General features: G+C 66.2%; 11 protein-coding genes. 2 read left to right on the top strand and 9 right to left on the bottom strand.

Annotation, left to right across the window (positions count from 1 at the left end):
* Positions 1 to 227: 227 nt before the first annotated feature.
* Genes FHJ30_RS04435 through FHJ30_RS04425 form a run of 3 tightly spaced genes read right to left on the bottom strand, consistent with a single transcriptional unit; the run spans position 228 to position 7,763 of the window.
* Complete coding sequence (locus FHJ30_RS04435; RefSeq protein ID WP_139028073.1) at positions 228 to 3,926, bottom strand: 1,4-alpha-glucan branching enzyme; 3,699 nt, start codon at positions 3,924 to 3,926, stop codon at positions 228 to 230.
* 1 nt (position 3,927) lies between these two features.
* Positions 3,928 to 5,724, bottom strand: a complete 1,797-nt coding sequence (treS, locus tag FHJ30_RS04430) for a maltose alpha-D-glucosyltransferase (RefSeq protein WP_139028071.1) — start codon at positions 5,722 to 5,724, stop codon at positions 3,928 to 3,930.
* On the bottom strand, positions 5,721 to 7,763 hold the full coding sequence (locus FHJ30_RS04425) for an alpha-1,4-glucan--maltose-1-phosphate maltosyltransferase (RefSeq protein WP_139028086.1): 2,043 nt from the start codon (positions 7,761 to 7,763) through the stop codon (positions 5,721 to 5,723). The genes treS and FHJ30_RS04425 overlap by 4 nt, the downstream gene beginning before the upstream one ends.
* Before the next feature lie 192 nt (positions 7,764 to 7,955).
* Here FHJ30_RS04425 and glgP point away from each other — a divergent pair, with 192 nt between their 5' ends.
* Positions 7,956 to 10,574, top strand: coding sequence for an alpha-glucan family phosphorylase (gene glgP, locus FHJ30_RS04420; RefSeq protein ID WP_179997660.1), 2,619 nt, complete (start codon positions 7,956 to 7,958; stop codon positions 10,572 to 10,574).
* A gap of 32 nt (positions 10,575 to 10,606) precedes the next feature.
* Positions 10,607 to 12,385, top strand: a complete 1,779-nt coding sequence (locus tag FHJ30_RS04415; RefSeq protein WP_139028068.1) for a thiamine pyrophosphate-requiring protein — start codon at positions 10,607 to 10,609, stop codon at positions 12,383 to 12,385.
* On the opposite strand, the gene FHJ30_RS04410 is transcribed toward FHJ30_RS04415, so the two are convergent.
* The 6 genes from FHJ30_RS04410 to ispF form a co-directional block, all read right to left on the bottom strand.
* On the bottom strand, positions 12,382 to 12,738 hold the full coding sequence (locus FHJ30_RS04410) for a barstar family protein (RefSeq protein WP_139028066.1): 357 nt from the start codon (positions 12,736 to 12,738) through the stop codon (positions 12,382 to 12,384). The genes FHJ30_RS04415 and FHJ30_RS04410 overlap by 4 nt on opposite strands.
* Before the next feature lie 8 nt (positions 12,739 to 12,746).
* Positions 12,747 to 13,268: a ribonuclease domain-containing protein gene (locus FHJ30_RS04405; protein WP_139028064.1), complete on the bottom strand. Its 522-nt coding sequence runs from the start codon at positions 13,266 to 13,268 to the stop codon at positions 12,747 to 12,749.
* Between the two features lie 17 nt (positions 13,269 to 13,285).
* Positions 13,286 to 15,397 (bottom strand): glycogen debranching protein GlgX, encoded by a 2,112-nt coding sequence (gene glgX, locus FHJ30_RS04400; protein WP_139028062.1) that lies wholly within the window; start codon positions 15,395 to 15,397, stop codon positions 13,286 to 13,288.
* Positions 15,398 to 15,402: 5 nt separating this feature from the next.
* The gene (rlmB, locus tag FHJ30_RS04395; RefSeq protein WP_139028060.1) at positions 15,403 to 16,392 is read right to left on the bottom strand and encodes a 23S rRNA (guanosine(2251)-2'-O)-methyltransferase RlmB; all 990 of its coding nucleotides are present in this window, start codon (positions 16,390 to 16,392) and stop codon (positions 15,403 to 15,405) included.
* A 103-nt stretch (positions 16,393 to 16,495) separates the two neighbouring features.
* The gene (gene cysS, locus FHJ30_RS04390) at positions 16,496 to 17,971 is read right to left on the bottom strand and encodes a cysteine--tRNA ligase (protein ID WP_139028059.1); all 1,476 of its coding nucleotides are present in this window, start codon (positions 17,969 to 17,971) and stop codon (positions 16,496 to 16,498) included.
* A 9-nt stretch (positions 17,972 to 17,980) separates the two neighbouring features.
* Entirely contained in the window at positions 17,981 to 18,481 is a 501-nt protein-coding gene (gene ispF / locus FHJ30_RS04385; protein WP_171058916.1) for a 2-C-methyl-D-erythritol 2,4-cyclodiphosphate synthase, read from the bottom strand.
* Positions 18,482 to 18,491: the final 10 nt, after the last annotated feature.

The raw sequence follows: 18,491 nt of genomic DNA, 5'->3' as shown, positions 1-18,491 counted from the left end.
CTGGCTTCTCACTTGTCAAACCGGCGTCCGCGACTCTCTTTAGCCGAAGGCTTGAGTGTCGGTTTTTCCGTCTGACTCCGTGGAGCAGCGCGGAAATAAACTCTACCACCACTTTTTCCAGAAGGCCAACCGGGCAACAGGACGCCTTCTGCGGCCTGCCCTGGAGGCAGGAAAAAGCCCGGAACCACGCGGATTCCGGGCCTTCCCTGCTCATCAGGAGCCAGCTGCTATTCGGCGGCCGGGGCTCCAGGCTTGAAGTAGGCGGCGCCGAGCGGCGGCAGGGTGACGCTCAGCGTTGCCGGCTGTCCATCCTGTCCCTGGCCCGTTGCCTTCAGCTCACCGGCGTTGAGGACACCGGATCCGCCGTAGGTGGTGGCGTCCGTGTTCAGTACTTCGGTCCATGCACCGGCCTCCGGCACACCCAGGGTGTAACCGACGTGCGGCATTCCGGAGAAGTTGATGGCGCAGACCAGCGGGTTGTTCTCCTTGTCCCAGCGGATGAAAGACAGGACGTTCCGGTCTGCGTCTCCCCCGTTGATCCACTGGAAGCCAGCGGGCTCGTTGTCCCGGGCGTACAGCGACGGAGTGGAACTGTAGAGCTCGTTGAGGTCCTTGGTAAGGAGTTGGACGCCCTTGTGTGCGGGGATGTCGGCGAGCCACCAGTCGAGCCCGTGCTGCTCGGACCACTCCGCTTCCTGGCCAAACTCCGTACCCATGAAGATCAGCTGCTTGCCCGGGTGCGCCCACTGGTACGCCAGGAAAGCGCGCAGGTTGGCGAGCTGCTGCCAGCGGTCGCCCGGCATCTTGCGGAGCATGGAGCCCTTGCCGTGGACTACCTCATCGTGGCTGATGGGCAGCAGGAAGTTCTCGGTGAACGCGTACACCAGGGAGAACGTCACGGTTCCGTGGTGCCACTTGCGGTTGACTGGCTCCTCGGAAACGTACTTAAGCGAGTCGTGCATCCAGCCCATGTTCCACTTCAGCCCGAAGCCGAGGCCACCGTGGCTTGTGGGTGCGGTGACGCCCGGGAACGCTGTGGATTCCTCGGCGATCATCACGGCCCCGGGGTGCGTCTTGTACACCGTGGCGTTGACTTCCTGGAGGAAGGAAATCGCCTCGAGGTTTTCCCTGCCGCCGAACCGGTTGGGTTGCCACTGGCCGTCCTCGCGCGAATAGTCGAGGTAAAGCATTGAAGCCACCGCATCCACGCGCAGGCCGTCAATGTGGAACTCGTCCAGCCAATACAGGGCGTTGGCCACCAGGAAGTTCCGGACTTCGGTCCGCCCGAAGTCGAAGATCAGGGTGCCCCAGTCAGGGTGCTCGCCCAGGTTCGGGTCCGCGTGCTCGTACAGGGGCTCGCCGTCGAACTGCGCCAGGGCCCAAGAGTCCTTGGGGAAGTGGGCGGGAACCCAGTCCAGCAGTACGCCGATCCCGGCCTGGTGAAGCGTGTCCACCAGGTAGCGGAACTCATCGGGGTGGCCGAAACGGGAGGTGGGGGCGAAGTACGAGGTGACCTGGTAGCCCCAGGACCCGCCGAAGGGGTGCTCTGCCACGGGCATGAACTCCACGTGCGTGAATCCGAGCCATTTGACGTAGTCCACCAGTTCCTTGGCGAGTTCCCGGTAGCCGAGTCCCAGGCGCCAGGAGCCAAGATGCACCTCATAGACGCTCATTGCGGAGTTGTGGGGATCCCGCTGTGCGCGGGCCTCCATCCATTCATCGTCCTTGAAGGCGTACGAAGGCTCAACCACCCGGGAAGCGGTCAGCGGAGGAACCTCGGTACCGAACGCCAGGGGGTCAGCCTTCTCCACCCAGTGGCCGGCCTTGGTCCTGATTTCGAATTTGTAGCACGCCCCTGCCAAAACACCCGGCACAAAGAGTTCCCACACCCCCGAGGAACCCAGCGAGCGGAGGGAGTTCTCGCGCCCGTCCCAGGCATTGAAGTCGCCCTTGACGCGGACGGCCTGCGCGTTGGGTGCCCAGACGGCAAACGAAACACCGTCCACGTCCCCCATTGCGGACTTGTAGTGCTGGACGTGGGCGCCGAGCACCTCCCAAAGCTTTTCGTGCCTGCCCTCACCGATCAGGTGCAGGTCCACTTCCCCCACGGTGGGCAGGTAGCGGTAGGGCTCGTCCACGGTGACCGGTTCGGCACCCGGGTAGGTGACCGAGAGCCGGTAGTCGGGGACGTGCCCCTGCTGCAGTGGTTCAAGGACTGCCACCCACACTCCGTGGGCTTCATGTTCCATCGGAACTTCACCCGCGGGGGTAATCACGGTTACTGCTTCCGCTAGGTGCTTCACCGTACGGATGGTGACGTGGCCGTAATCGTCCAGGTGCGCGCCCAGGACAGAGTGGGGTGCGTGGTGTTCACCGTTCGCGATCTTGCCCAGGGTGCCTTCGTCTACCTGCAACGGCACCCCCGGCCGGTCAGTTCGTGCTGAGCCTGTCATTTCGTTACCTTCCGATGCTGCACCGGCGTGATCGCCGGCGCCGTTACCGCCCAGGAGCCGCCGGGAGGCGTTCACGGGGATCGCCAACCAGTCGGGCCTGTTACGCAATTCATAAACTACTTCGTACAGTGCCTTGTCCAGCCACAATGCCACAAAGAGGGGGGACTCCCTGTCCACCGTCCCGGGCGTGACAGCCGCGTACCCTGCCAGGAAGGCCTCCGCGCAGTCGTCAACCCAGTTGGCCGGGACCTGCGCCCCTTCCTGTTCGCGCTGGGCTGCGCCCGCGGCGTAGTCGAAGGACCGGAGCATGCCCACGACGTCCCTCAGGGGAACGTCCGGGACGTTGCGCTCCGCGACGGGCCGCAGCGGTTCGCCTTCAAAGTCGAGGATGGCCCATCGGGCGGGGCTTCCCGCCTGCCCCGGAACCTGGAGGATCTGGCCCAGGTGGAGGTCCCCGTGGATTCGCTGCAGCGGGCCTGCCGGGGCGTGGTCCAGCTGGTCGAGCAGTGCGGCCAGGGCGTCGTCATAAGGGCCGACGGCGCTTCCGGCTTCCGCCCATGCCTGGCGGACGCGTTGGGCTACTGCGGGCGCAATCACCTGGCCGGGGGCGTGTTCCGCTGACTGGCCCAGCGCTTGGGCCAGCCGCTGGTGGACCGTGGCTGTGGCCGCACCGAGCGCCCGCGCTTCTGCGGTGAAGTCGGTGCCGGACCGGGCGGCGTCAACGGCCAGCAGCCAGGCGTCCCGGCCGCCTGCCAGGAACTCGTGCGCCACGGCCAGTTCGCCCTGGACATACCGCGGGCCTGTGCCGGTGGATCCCGATCCGTTTGCCGCCTGGGCGAGCCATTCGCCGCGGACCCAGCCAAGGGTGGCGGGGACCTCGGACGTGCCCGCAGCCGTCAGGGCAGCACCCACTTCAACTTCAGGGTTTGTGCCGTCGGACAGCACCCGGAAGAACTTCACGATCGCGGCGGACTCGCCGTCGTCCACAATGACTGAACTGTTGGACTGCTCACCGGACAGTACTTTCACTACGCCGCGGCTGGTAGGCAGCCGCCGTTCTCCTTCGACGCGGAAGCCGGCCGCAGTTCCGCTCGGCGCCTTCTCCCCGTTCCGGATGAGCTCCAGCCAGCCGCCCACGAAGTCGGGATCGTGGACGGCGTCGTAGACCCAGGGCCGGGATGGATCCATTCCGGCAGCCTGCCCCACAAGGGCGCGCTCCATTCCGGCAGCCGGCGCCTGCCGGAAACTCAAGGGAACCTGGACCACGGCCGTCCTGCTGCCGCCGTCGGGCGTTTGCGTGGTGACCCTCAGGAGAAAGACAGCCAGCGCGGCATGGCCCGAGGGATCCTCGAGCCCCAGGCTGCCGGCCTGGGACATCTCGAAGTCGGGCGTCTTCACCGGGAACCAGCGCTGCCGCGGCAGCCATTCCTGGAGGAGGGCGGTGAGGGCGGGGGTGAGGATTGGCTGGTTCATGTCAGTTCTCAATCGAGAGGATAGGCATTGCCTGCGTGTAAGGGGATGACGGGTTGGATGCAGCCGACCGGATCCGCAGCCAGAAGAAGTCGTGGCTGCCAAGGGTCAGGGTCAGGTTTCCGTCGTCGTTGATGCCGGGGAACGGCTGGCCGCCGAAGACATCGCGCAACCCCCGTCCGGCGAACTGCGGGACCTTCAGCTGGGCCGCGACCGGATGCTGTGAGAGGTTGAAGGCGCACAGGATGGTCTCCGCAACGGCTCCGGCGGAGTTGTCTTCCGGCAGTTCGCGGAGGTAGGCCAAAACGGCGTCGTGGTCGGCATCGACGTGCTTGAACCCGCCCAGGCCGAATGCGGGATGGTTCTTGCGGACGCTCAGGATCTGCCGGGTCCAGCGCAGCAGCGAACCGGAATGGGCCGCCTCCGCTTCCACATTGGCCATGCTGTAGTTGTACACCAGGGACTGGATGGGCGGCAGGTAGAGCTTGCCCGGATCTGCGTTCGAGAATCCGGCGTTCCGGTCGGGGTTCCACTGCATGGGGGTGCGCACGGCGTCCCGGTCTTCAAGCCAGATGTTGTCCCCCATGCCGATCTCGTCCCCGTAATACAGGAAGGGGCTGCCGGGCAGCGAGAGCAGCAGGGCGTTGATCAGCTCGATCTCGGCACGGGAGTTGTCCAGCAGGGGCGCGAGCCTGCGCCGGATGCCGATATTGGCCCGCATGCGGGGGTCCGGCGCGTACCAGCCCAGCATCGCGGCCCGCTCATCGGCGGTGACCATTTCCAGGGTCAGTTCGTCGTGGTTCCGCAGGAAGGTGCCCCACTGCGCACCGTCCGGTATTTCGGGCGTGTCGTGCATGGTCTCGATGATCGGAGCGGCCTTCTGGTCCCGGAGTGCGTAGTACAGCCGGGGCATGATCGGGAAGTGGAAGGCCATGTGGCACTCGGGCTCTTCTTCCGTCCCGAAGTATTCCACCACTTCATTCGGCGGCTGGTTGGCCTCGGCGATGATGACCCGCCCGGGGTAGCTTTCGTCCACCATGGTACGGAGCTTCCGGAGGAACTCGTGCGTTGCCGGGAGGTTCTCGCAGTTGGTCCCCTCCTCTTCGTAGAGGTAGGGGATGGCATCGGCCCGGAACCCGTCGATGCCCTGGTCAAGCCAGAACCGGACCACGTCGAACAGCGCTTCGATGACTTTGGGGTTTTCGAAGTTCAGGTCGGGCTGGTGGCTGAAGAACCGGTGCCAGAAGAACTGGCGTCGGATGGGGTCGAAGGTCCAGTTGGATTCCTCGGTATCCACGAAGATGATGCGCGCGTCCTGGTACTTCTCGTCGGTGTCGCTCCAGACGTAGAAGTCCCCGTAGGGGCCGTCAGGGTCCTTGCGGGATTCCTGGAACCAGGGGTGCTGGTCCGACGTGTGGTTCAGGGGCAGGTCGATGATGACCCGGACGCCCCTGGCATGGGCCTCGGCAACCAGGCGCTTGAAGTCGCTGATGGTTCCGAACTCGTCCAGGACCGAGTTGTAGTCGGAGATGTCATAGCCGCCGTCCCGCAGCGGTGACTGGAAGAACGGTGGCAGCCAGAGGCAGTCCACTCCCAGCCACTGCAGGTAGTCAAGCCTGTCGATGAGGCCGGAAAAGTCGCCGGAGCCGTCACCGTTGGCATCCGCAAAAGCCCGTACGAGCACTTCGTAGAACACGGCCTTCCGGTACCACAGCGGATCATGCTGAAGGCCCGGGGCATTTAGCTCAAACGTGCTCTTGGGAGTGAAATGCTGGCCGGAACTTTGCGGATTGAAATTCACTGATGCGTTCTCCTCACGCGCAGGACGTGAGCGGGCTCCACGTGCGGGTCAAGGCGGACGTAGTTGTACTCGCCCCACTCCCAGCTTTCACCGGAGATGAGGTCATCCACGTGGAAGCCTCCGTTGTGCGTCAGGTCCTGCGGGTCGAGTTCAAGGGCCGCAAGGTCCAGCGAGACGGTGCATTCCCTGGTGCCGTGCGGATCCACGTTGACCACCACGATGAGGGTGTCCTTGGACCCGTCGGCAAGCGTCTTGTGCTTGGAGTAGACCACCGTGGCCTCGTCCGTGCTGTGGTGGACCGTCAGGTTCTGCAGGTCCTGCAGGGCCGGGTGGGCATGCCTGATCTCGTTGAGCCTGGTGATGTACGGGGCGAGGGTCCGTCCGGACTGCGCCGCAGCGTCCCAGTCGCGTTCCTTGTACTCGAACTTTTCGTTGTCGATGTACTCCTCCGCGCCCGGCCGCGCCACGTGCTCATACAGTTCGTAGCCTGCGTAGACGCCCCACAACGGACTGGCCGTGGCCGCCAGGGCAGCCCTGATCTTGAACGCCGCCGGCCCGCCAAACTGGAGGTATTCAGTGAGGATGTCCGGGGTGTTGACAAAGAAGTTGGGGCGGAAGAAGGCCGCCGACTCGTGGCTCACCTCGGTGAAGTAGGACTCGATTTCCTTCTTGGTGTTGCGCCAGGTGAAGTACGTGTAGGACTGCTGGAACCCCGCACGCCCCAGCGCATGCATCATGGCTGGGCGCGTGAAGGCCTCGGCCAGGAACACCACGCCGGGAACCTCTTTATTTACCTGCGCAATAAGCCATTCCCAGAACCACACCGGCTTGGTGTGCGGGTTATCCACGCGGAAGACTTTTACGCCATGGCTCACCCAGAGCAGCACAATCCGCAGAATTTCGTTCGAAAGCCCTTCGGGATCATTGTCGAAATTGAGCGGATAAATGTCCTGGTACTTCTTCGGCGGATTCTCGGCATAGGCAATGCTGCCGTCCACGCGGGTTGTGAACCACTCCGGGTGTGACTGGACCCAGGGATGGTCCGGGGCCGCCTGGAGCGCCAGGTCCAGGGCAACTTCCAGGCCAAGCTCGTTGGCGCGGGCCACAAATGCGTCAAAGTCCTCGAAGGTGCCGAGGTCCGGATGGATGGCGTCGTGGCCGCCTTCGGCCGCGCCGATGGCCCATGGCGAACCGGGATCGTTGGGGCCGGCAATCAAGGTGTTGTTGGGGCCCTTGCGGTGCTGCACGCCGATGGGATGGATGGGCGGCATGTAGATGACGTCGAAGCCCATGGCGGCCACGGCATCAAGCCGCTTGGCCGCGGTGCGGAAGTTTCCGGAAGTCCAGGTACCAGTGTCGTGGTCCTTGACGGCCCCCTCGGAGCGGGGAAAAAATTCGTACCAGGCGCCGCGCCCGGCAAGGTCGCGTTCAACGTTCAGCGGGAACTTTTCGGAGACGGTCACCAGTTCGCGGATGGGCTGATGCGCCACAACCCCCGCTACGTCGCTGCCGAAGCCGGCGCCGAGGCGCTCTTCCGTGCTGAGGGACGTGTCGGCGAGCCTGCCGGCGGCGTTACGGAGAACTCCACGGTCCCACTCGCTGCGGGACTCGTCTTCGGATGCCTCGCCGAGCAGGGCGGATCCCTCGGCCAACATCAACTCCACGTCGATGCCGGCTTCCACCTTCACCTCTGCGTTGTGGTGCCACGTGCCGTAGCGGTCGTGCCAGGCTTCGATGGCAAAGGACCAGTTCCCCGTTTCCGACGGCGTGAGCACGCCTTCCCAGCGGTCCGTACCCATGCCCCGTTCCCCGCGCGGCGGCGCGAGCCTGACCCGCTGGCGCTCCTTGCCCTGGGGGTCGAAGAGCACGGCGCTGACGCCCAACTGGTCGTGCCCTTCCCGGAAAGCGGTGGCGCCCACCACGATTCCTTCGCCTGGCAGGGCCTTGGCGGGGAATTTGCCATCCTCCACGACAGGCTGCACGGCGGTGATCGGAAATCGCCCGAACCGCAGCCCATCAGTAATGGAGCCGGTCGACATTTTCATTGATACGGCACTGGTTCCTGAGTTAGTCGTCACAGGCTCGACGTTAGCGAGAAAAGAGCAAGATTGCTAAGCCTGCGCACCAATTTCTGCGCGTCCTCCGTCATTTCTTCGCCGCCAACTGTCATTTACCCAAAAGAAACCCGGCGCTGGTTCCAGCCGCGCATGTTGTCGGTTAGTGTGACGCAGGTGAAGGCAATCCGCAGATTTACCGTCCGTACCGTCCTCCCCGAACCGATCCGGCCGCTGGCCCGCCTGGCGAGCAACCTGCGCTGGTCCTGGCACCGGCCCACACGGGAACTTTTCGCGGGCCTGAATCCCCGTCTTTGGGAAGAAAGCGGCCAGGACCCGGTGGGCTTCCTGGGGATGGTGAGCCGGGAGGAATTCCAGCAGCTTGCCGCCAACCGTGCGGTGGTGGAACGGGTGCGGGCCGCCGAGGAGGACCTTGACCGGTACCTCGAGGAGCCGCGCTGGTACCAAAGCCTTGGCCCGGATGCCCCTGCGTCGATTGCCTACTTCTCACCCGAGTTCGGCATCACCGAGGTGCTCCCCCAGTACTCCGGCGGCCTGGGGATCCTGGCCGGCGACCACCTGAAGGCGGCCTCGGACCTTGGAGTGCCCCTGATCGGTGTCGGCCTGCTGTACCAGGCAGGCTACTTCAAGCAGTCGCTGTCCCGGGATGCCTGGCAGCAGGAGACGTACCCGGTCCTGGACCCGGACGGGCTGCCGCTCACGCTGCTGCGCGAGCCTTCCTCGGACGGCATCGGCCGCCCCCTGCAGATCGCGCTCCCCCTGCCCAACGGCCGGCGCCTGCTGGCACACATCTGGCGTGCCGACGTCGGACGCGTTCCCCTGCTGCTCCTGGACTCCAATGTCCCCGGCAATGACGACGCCGCCCGCAGCATCACCGACCGCCTCTACGGCGGCGGCGGAGACCACCGCCTGCAGCAGGAACTGCTGCTGGGCATGGGCGGGGTCAAGGCCCTGCGCGCCTTCCAGCAGCTCACCGGCACCACGGCCCCGGAGGTGTTCCACACGAACGAGGGCCACGCCGGCTTCCTCGGCATCGAACGTATCCAGGAACTCATGGCCGGGGACCAGGCGCTGACGTTCGACGAGGCCCTCGCCGCCGGGCGCGCGTCCACTGTCTTCACGACGCACACCCCGGTCCCCGCGGGCATCGACCGGTTCGAGATCGCCCAGATCCACCACTTTTTCCAGGCCGGCCTGGCGCCCGCCGTTCCCACCGACAGGATCCTGGAACTCGGCCGCGAGAACTACGCTGACGGCAACCCGTCCGTGTTCAACATGGCCATCATGGGCCTGCGCCTCGCCCAGCGCGCCAACGGCGTGGCAAAGCTGCACGGGGAAGTTTCCCGTGGAATGTTCTCCGCGCTGTGGCCGGGCTTCGACCACTCGGAGGTGCCCATCACGTCCGTGACGAATGGCGTGCACGTGCCGACGTGGGTGGACAGCCGCATCTCGAAGCTCGCCCGCGACCAGTTTGGCAGCGAAGCCGAAGCGAACGGACGCTGGGACCTGGCCTACAACGTCAGCGACGCGGACGTCTGGGCGCTGCGGCGGGAGATGCGGGCGGCCCTGGTGGACGACGTCCGCCTCCGCCTGCGGGCTGCCTGGAAGAAGCGCGGCGCGGCGGACGCCGAGCTGGGCTGGACGGACAAGGTCCTGGACCCGGACGTCCTGACCATCGGTTTTGCCCGGCGCGTTCCCACCTACAAGCGGCTCACCCTGATGCTGCGCGAGCCCGAGCGCCTGAAGGCACTGCTCCTGCACAAGGAGCATCCCATCCAGCTGGTCATCGCCGGAAAGTCGCACCCCGCCGACGACGCCGGCAAGAAGATGATCCAGGACCTGGTCAGGTTCACCGACGACCCCGAGGTGCGCCACCGGATTGCCTTCCTGCCCAACTACGACATCGCGATGGCGCGGACGCTGTTCCCCGGCTGCGACGTGTGGCTGAACAACCCGCTACGGCCGCTGGAGGCGTGCGGAACGTCCGGCATGAAGGCCGCGCTCAACGGATCCCTCAACCTCTCCGTCCTGGACGGCTGGTGGGATGAAATGTACGACGGCGAAAACGGCTGGGCGATTCCCACCGCCAACAACGGCGCATCACCGGAGGAACGCGACGACATCGAGGCGGCAGCTTTGTACGAGCTGCTCGAAACCCAGGTGGCCCCGCGCTTCTACGGCAGCACGGTGTCGGCCGGCGCCGGCGCCGCAGGCCCTTCGACGTCGGGGGCGGAGAAAGTGCCCACGCACTGGGTCTCCATGATCAAGCACACCCTCTCGCACCTCGGTCCGGCCGTCTCCGCCGAACGCATGCTCCGGGACTACGTGAACATCCTCTACCGCCCGGCCGCGGAGGCGGGGCGCAACGCTTCTGCGAACTCCTACTCCCAGGCCCGCACCCTCGCGGCCTGGACGGCCAAGGTACGTTCGGCCTGGCCGCTGGTGCACGTGGAGCACGTGGACTCAGTGGGTGTCTCCGAGGATCCCCAGATCGGCGACACGCTCCAGGTCAACGCCTACGTGGCGCTGCACAGCCTCACCCCGGAGGACGTGTCCGTTGAAGTGGCCTATGGGAGGGCTGAGGAAAGCGACACCCTCACCGACATCACGGTCATGGAACTGAAGGTACAGGAGGACCTCGGCAGCGGGCGCCACCTGTTCAGCGGTTCGCTGGTGATCGACCGATCGGGACCGTTCGGGTACACCGTCCGGGTCCTGCCGCGGCATGACGCCCTCGCCTCGAAAGCCGAGCTTGGACTGATCGTCAACGCTTAAGGCATGCACACTGGCAAGGACCGGAGGAGACCATGACTGACCGTACCGTGGCCGATGTGATTGTGGACCGGCTCAGTGCCTGGGGCGTCAACCGGGTCTTCGGCTATAGCGGTGACGGGATCAACGGCTTTATGGGCGCACTGCGCCGGGCCGAAGGCCGGGTCGAGTTTGTCCAGGCCCGGCATGAGGAGACGGCTGCCTTCATGGCGGTGGGCCACGCCAAATACACTGGCGGGGTGGGCGTGGTCACCTCCACCCAGGGCCCCGGCGCCGTCCACCTGCTGAACGGGCTCTACGACGCCAAGCTCGACGGCGTGCCGGTCGTGGCCATTGTAGGGCAGCAAAGCCGCACGGTGCTGGGGTCGGCCTACATGCAGGAAATCGAGCTGACGGTCCTGTTCAAGGATGTGGCCGCCCAGTTCGTCCAGCAGGTCAGTGCACCGGAGCAGGTCCCCATGGTCTTGGACCGTGCCTTCCGCACCGCCAAGGCCACTTCCTCGCCCTGCGTGGTCATCGTCCCGCACGACATCCAGTCAGCGTCCGCGCCCGAGCTGGAACAGGAACACGGCATCGTGGTCACCGCGCCCTCGTGGAGCACGGCAACCAGGACGCCCGGGGACAAAGATTTGGCGGCTGCCGCAGCACTCCTGGACTCCTCGGAACGCGTTGCCCTGCTGGTGGGCCAGGGGGCACGGCACGCCGCGGAGGAGGTGGTGGCGGTGGCCGAAAAGCTTGGCGCCGGAATCGCCACCAGCCTGCTGGGCAAGCCTTACATGGATGAGACCCTTCCGTTCGCCGTGGGCACGATGGGGCACCTGGGCACCACCTCAAGCGCGCACCTGCTGGGCAACTGCGATGCCCTGCTGATCGTGGGCTCCAACGATCCCTGGACCGAGTTTTATCCCCCGCCCGGGGCCGCCCGCGCCGTGCAGGTCGACATCGACGAGCGGAAGATCGGCAACCGCTACCCTGTGGAGGTAGGACTTGCCGGCGACGCGGCAGCTGCCCTCCAGGCGCTTATCCCCAGGCTGAAGGCGCGCCCCCGCGGGCAGTGGCGGGACGACGTCGAACAGGAAGTGGTCCGCTGGCGTGCGCTGGCGAAGGAGCGTGCGGCGGTGCCTGCCAGTCCCGTTAACCCCGAGCGGGTGGTCCGGGAACTCAACGGCCGGCTGCCCGGGGACGCCCTGTTGAGCATCGACGTCGGCAGTTGCGTTTACTGGTATGCCCGCCAGTTGGTCCTTCCGCCGGGGGTTCCGGCCCACCTTTCCGGAACGCTGGCCAGCATGGGGTGTTCACTCCCCTACGGCATCGCGGCGAAACTGGCGCATCCGGACCGGCCGGTAGTGGCCCTGGCGGGTGACGGCGCCATGCAGATGGCCGGCATCGCCGAGCTGGTGACCGTCGCCCACCGTTGGCGCCAGTGGGCCGATCCCCGGTTCGTGGTCTGCGTGTTCAACAACAGGGAACTCACCGAGGTGACGTGGGAGCAGCGGGAGTCCGAGGGCGAGCCCCGGTTCGCAGCAAGCCAGGAGCTGCCGGACTTCCCCTTTGCTGGCTACGCGGACCTCCTGGGCCTCACCGGCATCCGCGTCGAGGACCCGGAGCTCATCGGGGACGCCTGGGACAAGGCCCTCTCAGCCGACCGGCCCGTGGTGATCGAGGTGCTGACCGACCCCGAAGTCCCCCTGCTGCCGCCCTTCCCGGCCGGCCGGGAGAAAGCGGAAAGCATGCGCAAGGGGCTGGCGGCGGAGGGCGGCGGCAGGGCTTCCGCGCTGCTGGACACCTACACCGGCCACGAAGAACGCACCTAGAGCAGCACAGCCGTGACGGCCAGGTCCTTGCCCGCGTAGCGTTCGGCGTCCTGGAGGATCTCGCAGATGATCCCGAAGGACCTGTCACCGCGGAAGGGGGCAGCCACCTGCCACAGGACCGTCACCGGTGCGCTGCCGTTGTCCGTGATGCTGTCCGCGAAATCGTGCAGGGAATCGTATAGTGCGTCCAGGTTGACGCCGTAGTGTTCCGGGAAGTTGAGGACCTCACCGAAGGTTTCCAGGACAGCCTTCTTGCTGTCGGCTGGGGGAACCACCAGGCTGCGGCGTCCTGCGTCGGCCACCTGCTCCTGCAGTTCCTCAAGGGTCCAGGTATCGCCGGAGTAGATCTTCATGGCTTTGCTTAGTTGCCTTCCGCTATGAACGTGAATGACTCGTAGTGATCATCGGTGTAATACTTCTCGCCGCCGGCGCCGGCCACGATGCGGCGCGCTCCCCTGTCCGGTTCCCCGCGCGTTGGCACGGTGTACTCGCGGTAATAGCCCCTGTCCCGCCGTGGCAGGATGCGCTCGAAGTTGCCGAAGACCTGGCCGTCCTGGCTGTAGCGGTACGGTCCACCGGCGCGGATGAGCGCAAGGACCCTGCGGCCCTCCACGGGGAGCGCAGATTCACGGACCTCCGGCAGCCCCGAAGGGTTGGCCTGGACGGGCGGTTTGCCAGATGCAGTGTCCTGGGCAGGCCGCGACGTGTCCGGCGCAGCCTGTGTCTTCCCGGGAGAGGCGCTGGGCGCAGGCGCGGCACTGGAGGTGCCCTCCGGCGTCGTGGTTTCCGTCAGTTGGCCGAGGAACCCCGTGCCACCGAAGGCAAGGAAGACGAGCACCAGCAGGCCGGCGAGCAGCAAGGGCAGGACGGAACGGGTGCGCATACTGGAAATCCCGGTGCCTAGCTGCGGTAGATGCTGATGGAGTGGGCCTCGACGAGGTCCTTCTCCCCGGAAGCAACCCGCCCGCCCTGCCGTGCCTCATGCAGCGGCGAAGTGGTCAGCCGGAGCTCGAACACCTGCGGGGCGGTGGCCGTGCCCGTGGCGCGCGGCAGCGTGATGTGCAGGTCCGAGGCGCTGCCGTTCACCACCAGCAGGCCGGCGAAGCCGCCGTTGTCCGAGCCCAGGAGGAGCTGCACCACACGGTTGTGGGGATCGTTCCAGCGCTCCATGGACATCGGATGGCCGTCCTGGTCGAACCAGTGCAGGTAGGACTGCTCGTCGCGGACAGGGAAGTCGTGGGGCTGGGCGGCGAGGAACTCCTTGCGCAGGCGGATGTAGCGCTTGGTGCTGCGAAGCATTTCGTGGGACTCGGGAGTCCGTGTCCAGTCCAGCCACGCGAGAGGGTTGTCCTGGCAGTAGGCGTTGTTGTTTCCCTGCTGGGTCCGGGCCAGTTCGTCCCCGGCAGTGATCATGGGAACGCCCAGGGAAACCAGCATGGACGCCATCATGTTGCGGCGGGACTGGGCCCGCTTGGCAAGGATCACGCCGTCCTCGGTAGGACCTTCCACGCCGTGGTTGTAGCTTCGGTTGTCCCCGTGGCCGTCCCTGTTCTCCTCGCCGTTGTCCTCGTTGTGCTTCCGGTCGTAGGAGACGAGGTCGTTGAGCGTGAAGCCGTCGTGCGCGGTGATGAAGTTCAAGGACGCCAGGCGGGAACGTCCGGAGGCCTGGAAGAGGGCGGCGGAACCGGACAGCGAGTCCGCGAGCTTGGCCAAGGGACCGCCGTGGCCGCCGGCATCCAGGGCGGCCCGGTCGGTGAGCCAGAAGGACCGCACCGCGTCCCGGAAATGGTCATTCCAGTCGACCCAGCCCACAGGAAAACGGCCGGTCTGCCAGCCGCCGTGGCCCACGTCCCAGGGTTCGGCAATCAGCTTCACGTCGGAGAGGACAGGATCGGCGGCCACCGCAACCAGGAACGGGTGCCGTGGATCGAACTCGTTGGCCGCGTTCCGGCAGAGCGTTACGGCGAGGTCGAAACGGAAGCCGTCAATGTGGAACTCATCCACCCAGTACCGGAGCGAGTCCAGGACCATCTGGACCACGCGGGGCTCACCGAAGTTCAGGCTGTTTCCGCAGCCGGTGGTGTCCACGTATTTCCCGTGCCCGTCAGTGCGGTAGTACGCCTGCTCGCCCAGTCCGCGGAAGCTCAGGGTCTGGCCGTCGGGGCCGCCCTCGGCCGTGTGGTTGTAGACGACGTCCAGGATGACTTCCAGCCCGGCAGCATGGAAGAGCTTAACCATCGACTTGAACTCGTCCTGGATGGCCTGCGGCCCGGCTTTCTGGGCGGCACGGGTTGCGTAGGCAGGGTGCAGGGCGAAAAAAGCCGCAGTGTTGTAACCCCAGTAATTGGTCAGTCCCAGGTCCTGCAGGTGCGGTTCGTCCAAGTGGAAGTGCACCGGCAGCAGCTGCACCGAAGTGACGCCAAGGCTGGTGAGGTGCTCGATGATGGCGGGGTGGGCCATGCCGGCATAGGTGCCCCGGAGCTCTTCGGGGACATCCGGGTGGAGCATGCTTTGTCCGCGGACGTGGGCTTCATAAATGATGGTGTTGCGCCACGGAAGCCGCAGCCGCTGGTCCGTTCCCCAGTCGAAATCGCCTGCCATGCGCACGCTGGCCAGGAAACCGTCTTGCTGGTCCACCGCGCGGCCGTAGGGATCGAGCAGCAGCGGTTGGCCGCCGTCGTCCCCTACTTCACTGGTGGGCACGGCGAAGGGCAGGGACTGCCCGCCGGACGCCGCCCGGAAACCGTAACGGGATCCGTAGGGCAGATGCTCCACGATGCCGTGGTGGACGCCATGGGTGACGTTGGGCAGCGCCTGGGTCCGCCACTCGCCGCCCGGGGCGGCGTACACCACCTCGAGGCTGGATACGCCCGGTGCATAGCAGGCAACGTTGGCCCGCCCTCCGTGGCGGCGTCCCGTCCCGTCCAAGTCGGCGCGCGGAACACTGACACCGAGTGGAACCGCCGTGGAGGCGTCCATGGTGGAGGCAGTGTCGAAAAGCGGCATGACCATGGGCGTTACTTCGCGGCGCGCTGCCGGGAGACCTCATACAGGGAGATGCCCACGGCCATGGAGGCGTTCAGCGATTCCATGGCGGAATCGATGGGAATGGAGACGATCTGGTCGCAGTTCTCGCGGACCAGGCGGCTGAGTCCCTTTCCTTCCGAGCCCACCACGATGCAAACCGGTTCGGTTGCCAGGGTGAGGTCCGGCAGGGAGACATCGCCGTCGCCGTCCAGGCCCAAGACGAAGATTCCCATGGACTTGAACTGCTTCAGGGCATTGTTGAGGTTTGACGCCCGCGCCACGGGTACGCGGACAGCAGCGCCGGCGCTGGTCTTCCAGGCCGAGGCGGTGACGCCGACCGAGCGGCGTTCCGGGACGATCACGCCGTGGCCGCTGAAGGCGGAAACCGAGCGGATGATGGCGCCAAGGTTCCGGGGATCGGTAATGCCGTCCAGCGCCACGAAGAGCGGCGCATTGCCGATGTGGCCCTTCTTCCACTTGCCCACCGTCTCCTCGGCCAGTTCGTAGGCGTCCTGGTAGTCGTATGGCGGGATCTGCAGGACCAGGCCCTGGTGGACAGCGTCATCGGTCATGCGGTCAAGCTCGGGCTTGCCCGTTTCCATCAGCGGGATGCCCCGCTCGGCGGCGAGCTTCAGGGATTCCTTGACGCGGTCGTCCATTTCGATGCGGATGGCAACGTGCAGGGCCTTGGCGGGAATGCCGGCGCGGAGCGCCTCCACCACCGAGTTGCGGCCAGTGACGACTTCCTCGGTGGCACGGCCCTTGGGGCCGGACTTGGCCGCTCCGGCGCTGCGCGCACCCGGGTTGCGCTTGGCCGCCGACCGCTCAGACAGCTGCTTGGCCTTGTGCGCCTTGTGGTACGGGCGGTCCTCCGCCTTGGGCGTGGGGCCCTTGCCCTCCAGGGCCTTGCGGCCATGGCCACCGGTCCCGATGGTTGGGCCCTTCTTCGCTTTAACCGATCGGCGACCATTGTTGGCCATTGTGTTCCACCCTTGATTGTGTTGACTGAGTCTGCCTACCAGTCTACTGACCGAAGAAAAATCGGCTGCCCAGGGCGGGACGGGCTAACCGGGGTGCCCCCGGTCAGTCCCGTTTCAGGCTCCAGGTTGCGCCGTCCGGACCGTCCTCCACCAGGATGCCTGCAGCGGAGAGGGTATCGCGGATGGCATCGGATGCCGCCCAGTCCTTCTCCGCCCTTGCCGCGGCACGGGCTTCGAGCTGGGCCTGCACCAGGACGTCCAGGGCGGCGGCTTCCCTGCTGTTGCCCGCATCGGTGCCTGCCACGGCATTGAGCCCGAGGACCTCGGTCATCACGGCGACGGTGTGCAGCGCGAGGCGGGCGTCGTCGTCGTTGCCTTCGGCGAGGGCCGTGTTACCGGCCCGGACGGTCTCGTGCAATGCCGCCAGGGCGCGCGGAACGTTCAGGTCGTCGTCCATCGCCTCCGAGAACGTTCGCAAGGTCTCCGGAGAGGTGCCGTGGTGGCCGGCAGCCGGGCCGGAGCCCGTACCGAACCGGGCAGTCGCCTTGGCGATAAAACCATCAATACGTTCGACGGCGGCCGCGGCCTCCTGGAGGGAGGTGGGGCGGTAGTCCAGCACGGAGCGGTAGTGGGCCTGTCCCAGGTAGTAGCGGACCACGCGGGGGGACGCCAGTTCCAGCATCTCGGCAGGACTGATGGTGTTGCCGATGGACTTGGACATTTTTTCACCCTCATAGGTGACCATGCCGTTGTGCATCCAGAAGTTGGCGAACGGGTGGCCGGCCGCCTGGGATTGGGCAAGTTCGTTTTCGTGGTGCGGGAAGCGGAGGTCCAGGCCGCCGCCGTGGATGTCGAATTCGCTGCCGAGATACTTGGTGACCATGGCGGAGCACTCCAGGTGCCAGCCCGGGCGGCCCGCACCCCAGGGGGAAGCCCAACTCGCCGTCGTCGGCTCTCCTTCTTTGGACCCTTTCCACAAGGCGAAGTCGCGCGGGTCCTTCTTCCTGTTGCTGAATTGGGGTTCGACGTCCGGGGCTGCCTGCATGTCATCGATGTTCTGCCGGGTCAGTGCGCCGTACTTGCTCCATGAGCGGACATCAAAGTAGACGTCACCCGAGCCGTCCGGGGCGGGATAGGCGTGCCCGCGGTCGATCAGCTGCTGGATGAGGGCGTGCATCTCCGGGATATGGCCGGTGGCGCGGGGCTCGTATGTTGGCCGGGAAACGCCAAGTGTGTCGTAGGCCTTGAGGAATTCCTGCTCGTAGCGGTAGGCGAGGGCCCACCACTGTTCCTCCGGCACCTCGCCAGGTTCCGGCGTGAAGCCCGGCGCGAAGGACGCCTCGGACTTGGCCAGGATCTTGTCGTCAATGTCCGTGACGTTCCGCACCACGGTGACCCGGAACCCGCGGTAGGCCAGCCAGCGGGTGAGCTGGTCAAACGCAATGGCGGAGCGGATGTGGCCGACGTGGGGCATGCCCTGCACGGTGGCCCCGCAGTAGTAGAGGCTGGCCTTGCCCTCGAGGATGGGGACGAAGTTCCGGACTTCGGCGGAGGCAGTGTCATAGAAGCGCAGGGTCACCGCTCCAGATTAGCTGATGGGAAGGTGCGGCCTCGGGTAGACAAGTGCAGTGGCCACCGCGGAGATGCCTTCACCGCGGCCGGTAAACCCGAGGTGGTCGCTGGTGGTGGCGGTGACGCTGACGGGCGCGTCCGCGGCGTCACTGAGGACCTGCTGCGATTCCTCCCGCCGCGGGGCGAACTTGGGCCGGTTGGCAACGAACTGGACAGCCACGTTGCCGATCTCAAACCCGGCGGCCCGGACAATCCGAGCGGCCTCGGCCAGCAGCGCGACGCCGGAAGCGCCGGCGAACTCGGGCCGGTCCGTACCGAAGTGCGTGCCCAGGTCGCCTACCCCGGCGGCGGAAAACAGTGCGTCGGCTGCCGCGTGGGCCACTGGATCTCCATCGGAGTGCCCGGCCAGGCCGCGTTCACCCGGCCACAGGATCCCGCCCAGCCACAGCGGGCGGGGCTGGTCCTCGGCGGCATAGGCGTGCACGTCCAGCCCGATCCCGGTTCGGGGGATGATCATGTCCGCAGGT

The organism is Arthrobacter sp. BB-1 (genome assembly GCF_006151685.1).
Classification (GTDB): Bacteria; Actinomycetota; Actinomycetes; order Actinomycetales; family Micrococcaceae; genus Arthrobacter.
Note: the sequence above shows the minus strand (reverse complement) of the source record. Positions and strands in the feature narration are given on the sequence as shown.

Coding starts and splice junctions, on each gene's coding strand:
- glgX (WP_139028062.1), bottom strand. CDS start 15,397: ATGGTCATGCCGCTTTTCGACACTGCCTCCACCATGGACGCCTCCACG.
- FHJ30_RS04415 (WP_139028068.1), top strand. CDS start 10,607: ATGACTGACCGTACCGTGGCCGATGTGATTGTGGACCGGCTCAGTGCC.
- FHJ30_RS04435 (WP_139028073.1), bottom strand. CDS start 3,926: ATGAACCAGCCAATCCTCACCCCCGCCCTCACCGCCCTCCTCCAGGAA.
- FHJ30_RS04425 (WP_139028086.1), bottom strand. CDS start 7,763: ATGTCGACCGGCTCCATTACTGATGGGCTGCGGTTCGGGCGATTTCCG.
- rlmB (WP_139028060.1), bottom strand. CDS start 16,392: ATGGCCAACAATGGTCGCCGATCGGTTAAAGCGAAGAAGGGCCCAACC.
- ispF (WP_171058916.1), bottom strand. CDS start 18,481: ATGATCATCCCCCGAACCGGGATCGGGCTGGACGTGCACGCCTATGCC.
- FHJ30_RS04410 (WP_139028066.1), bottom strand. CDS start 12,738: ATGAAGATCTACTCCGGCGATACCTGGACCCTTGAGGAACTGCAGGAG.
- FHJ30_RS04405 (WP_139028064.1), bottom strand. CDS start 13,268: ATGCGCACCCGTTCCGTCCTGCCCTTGCTGCTCGCCGGCCTGCTGGTG.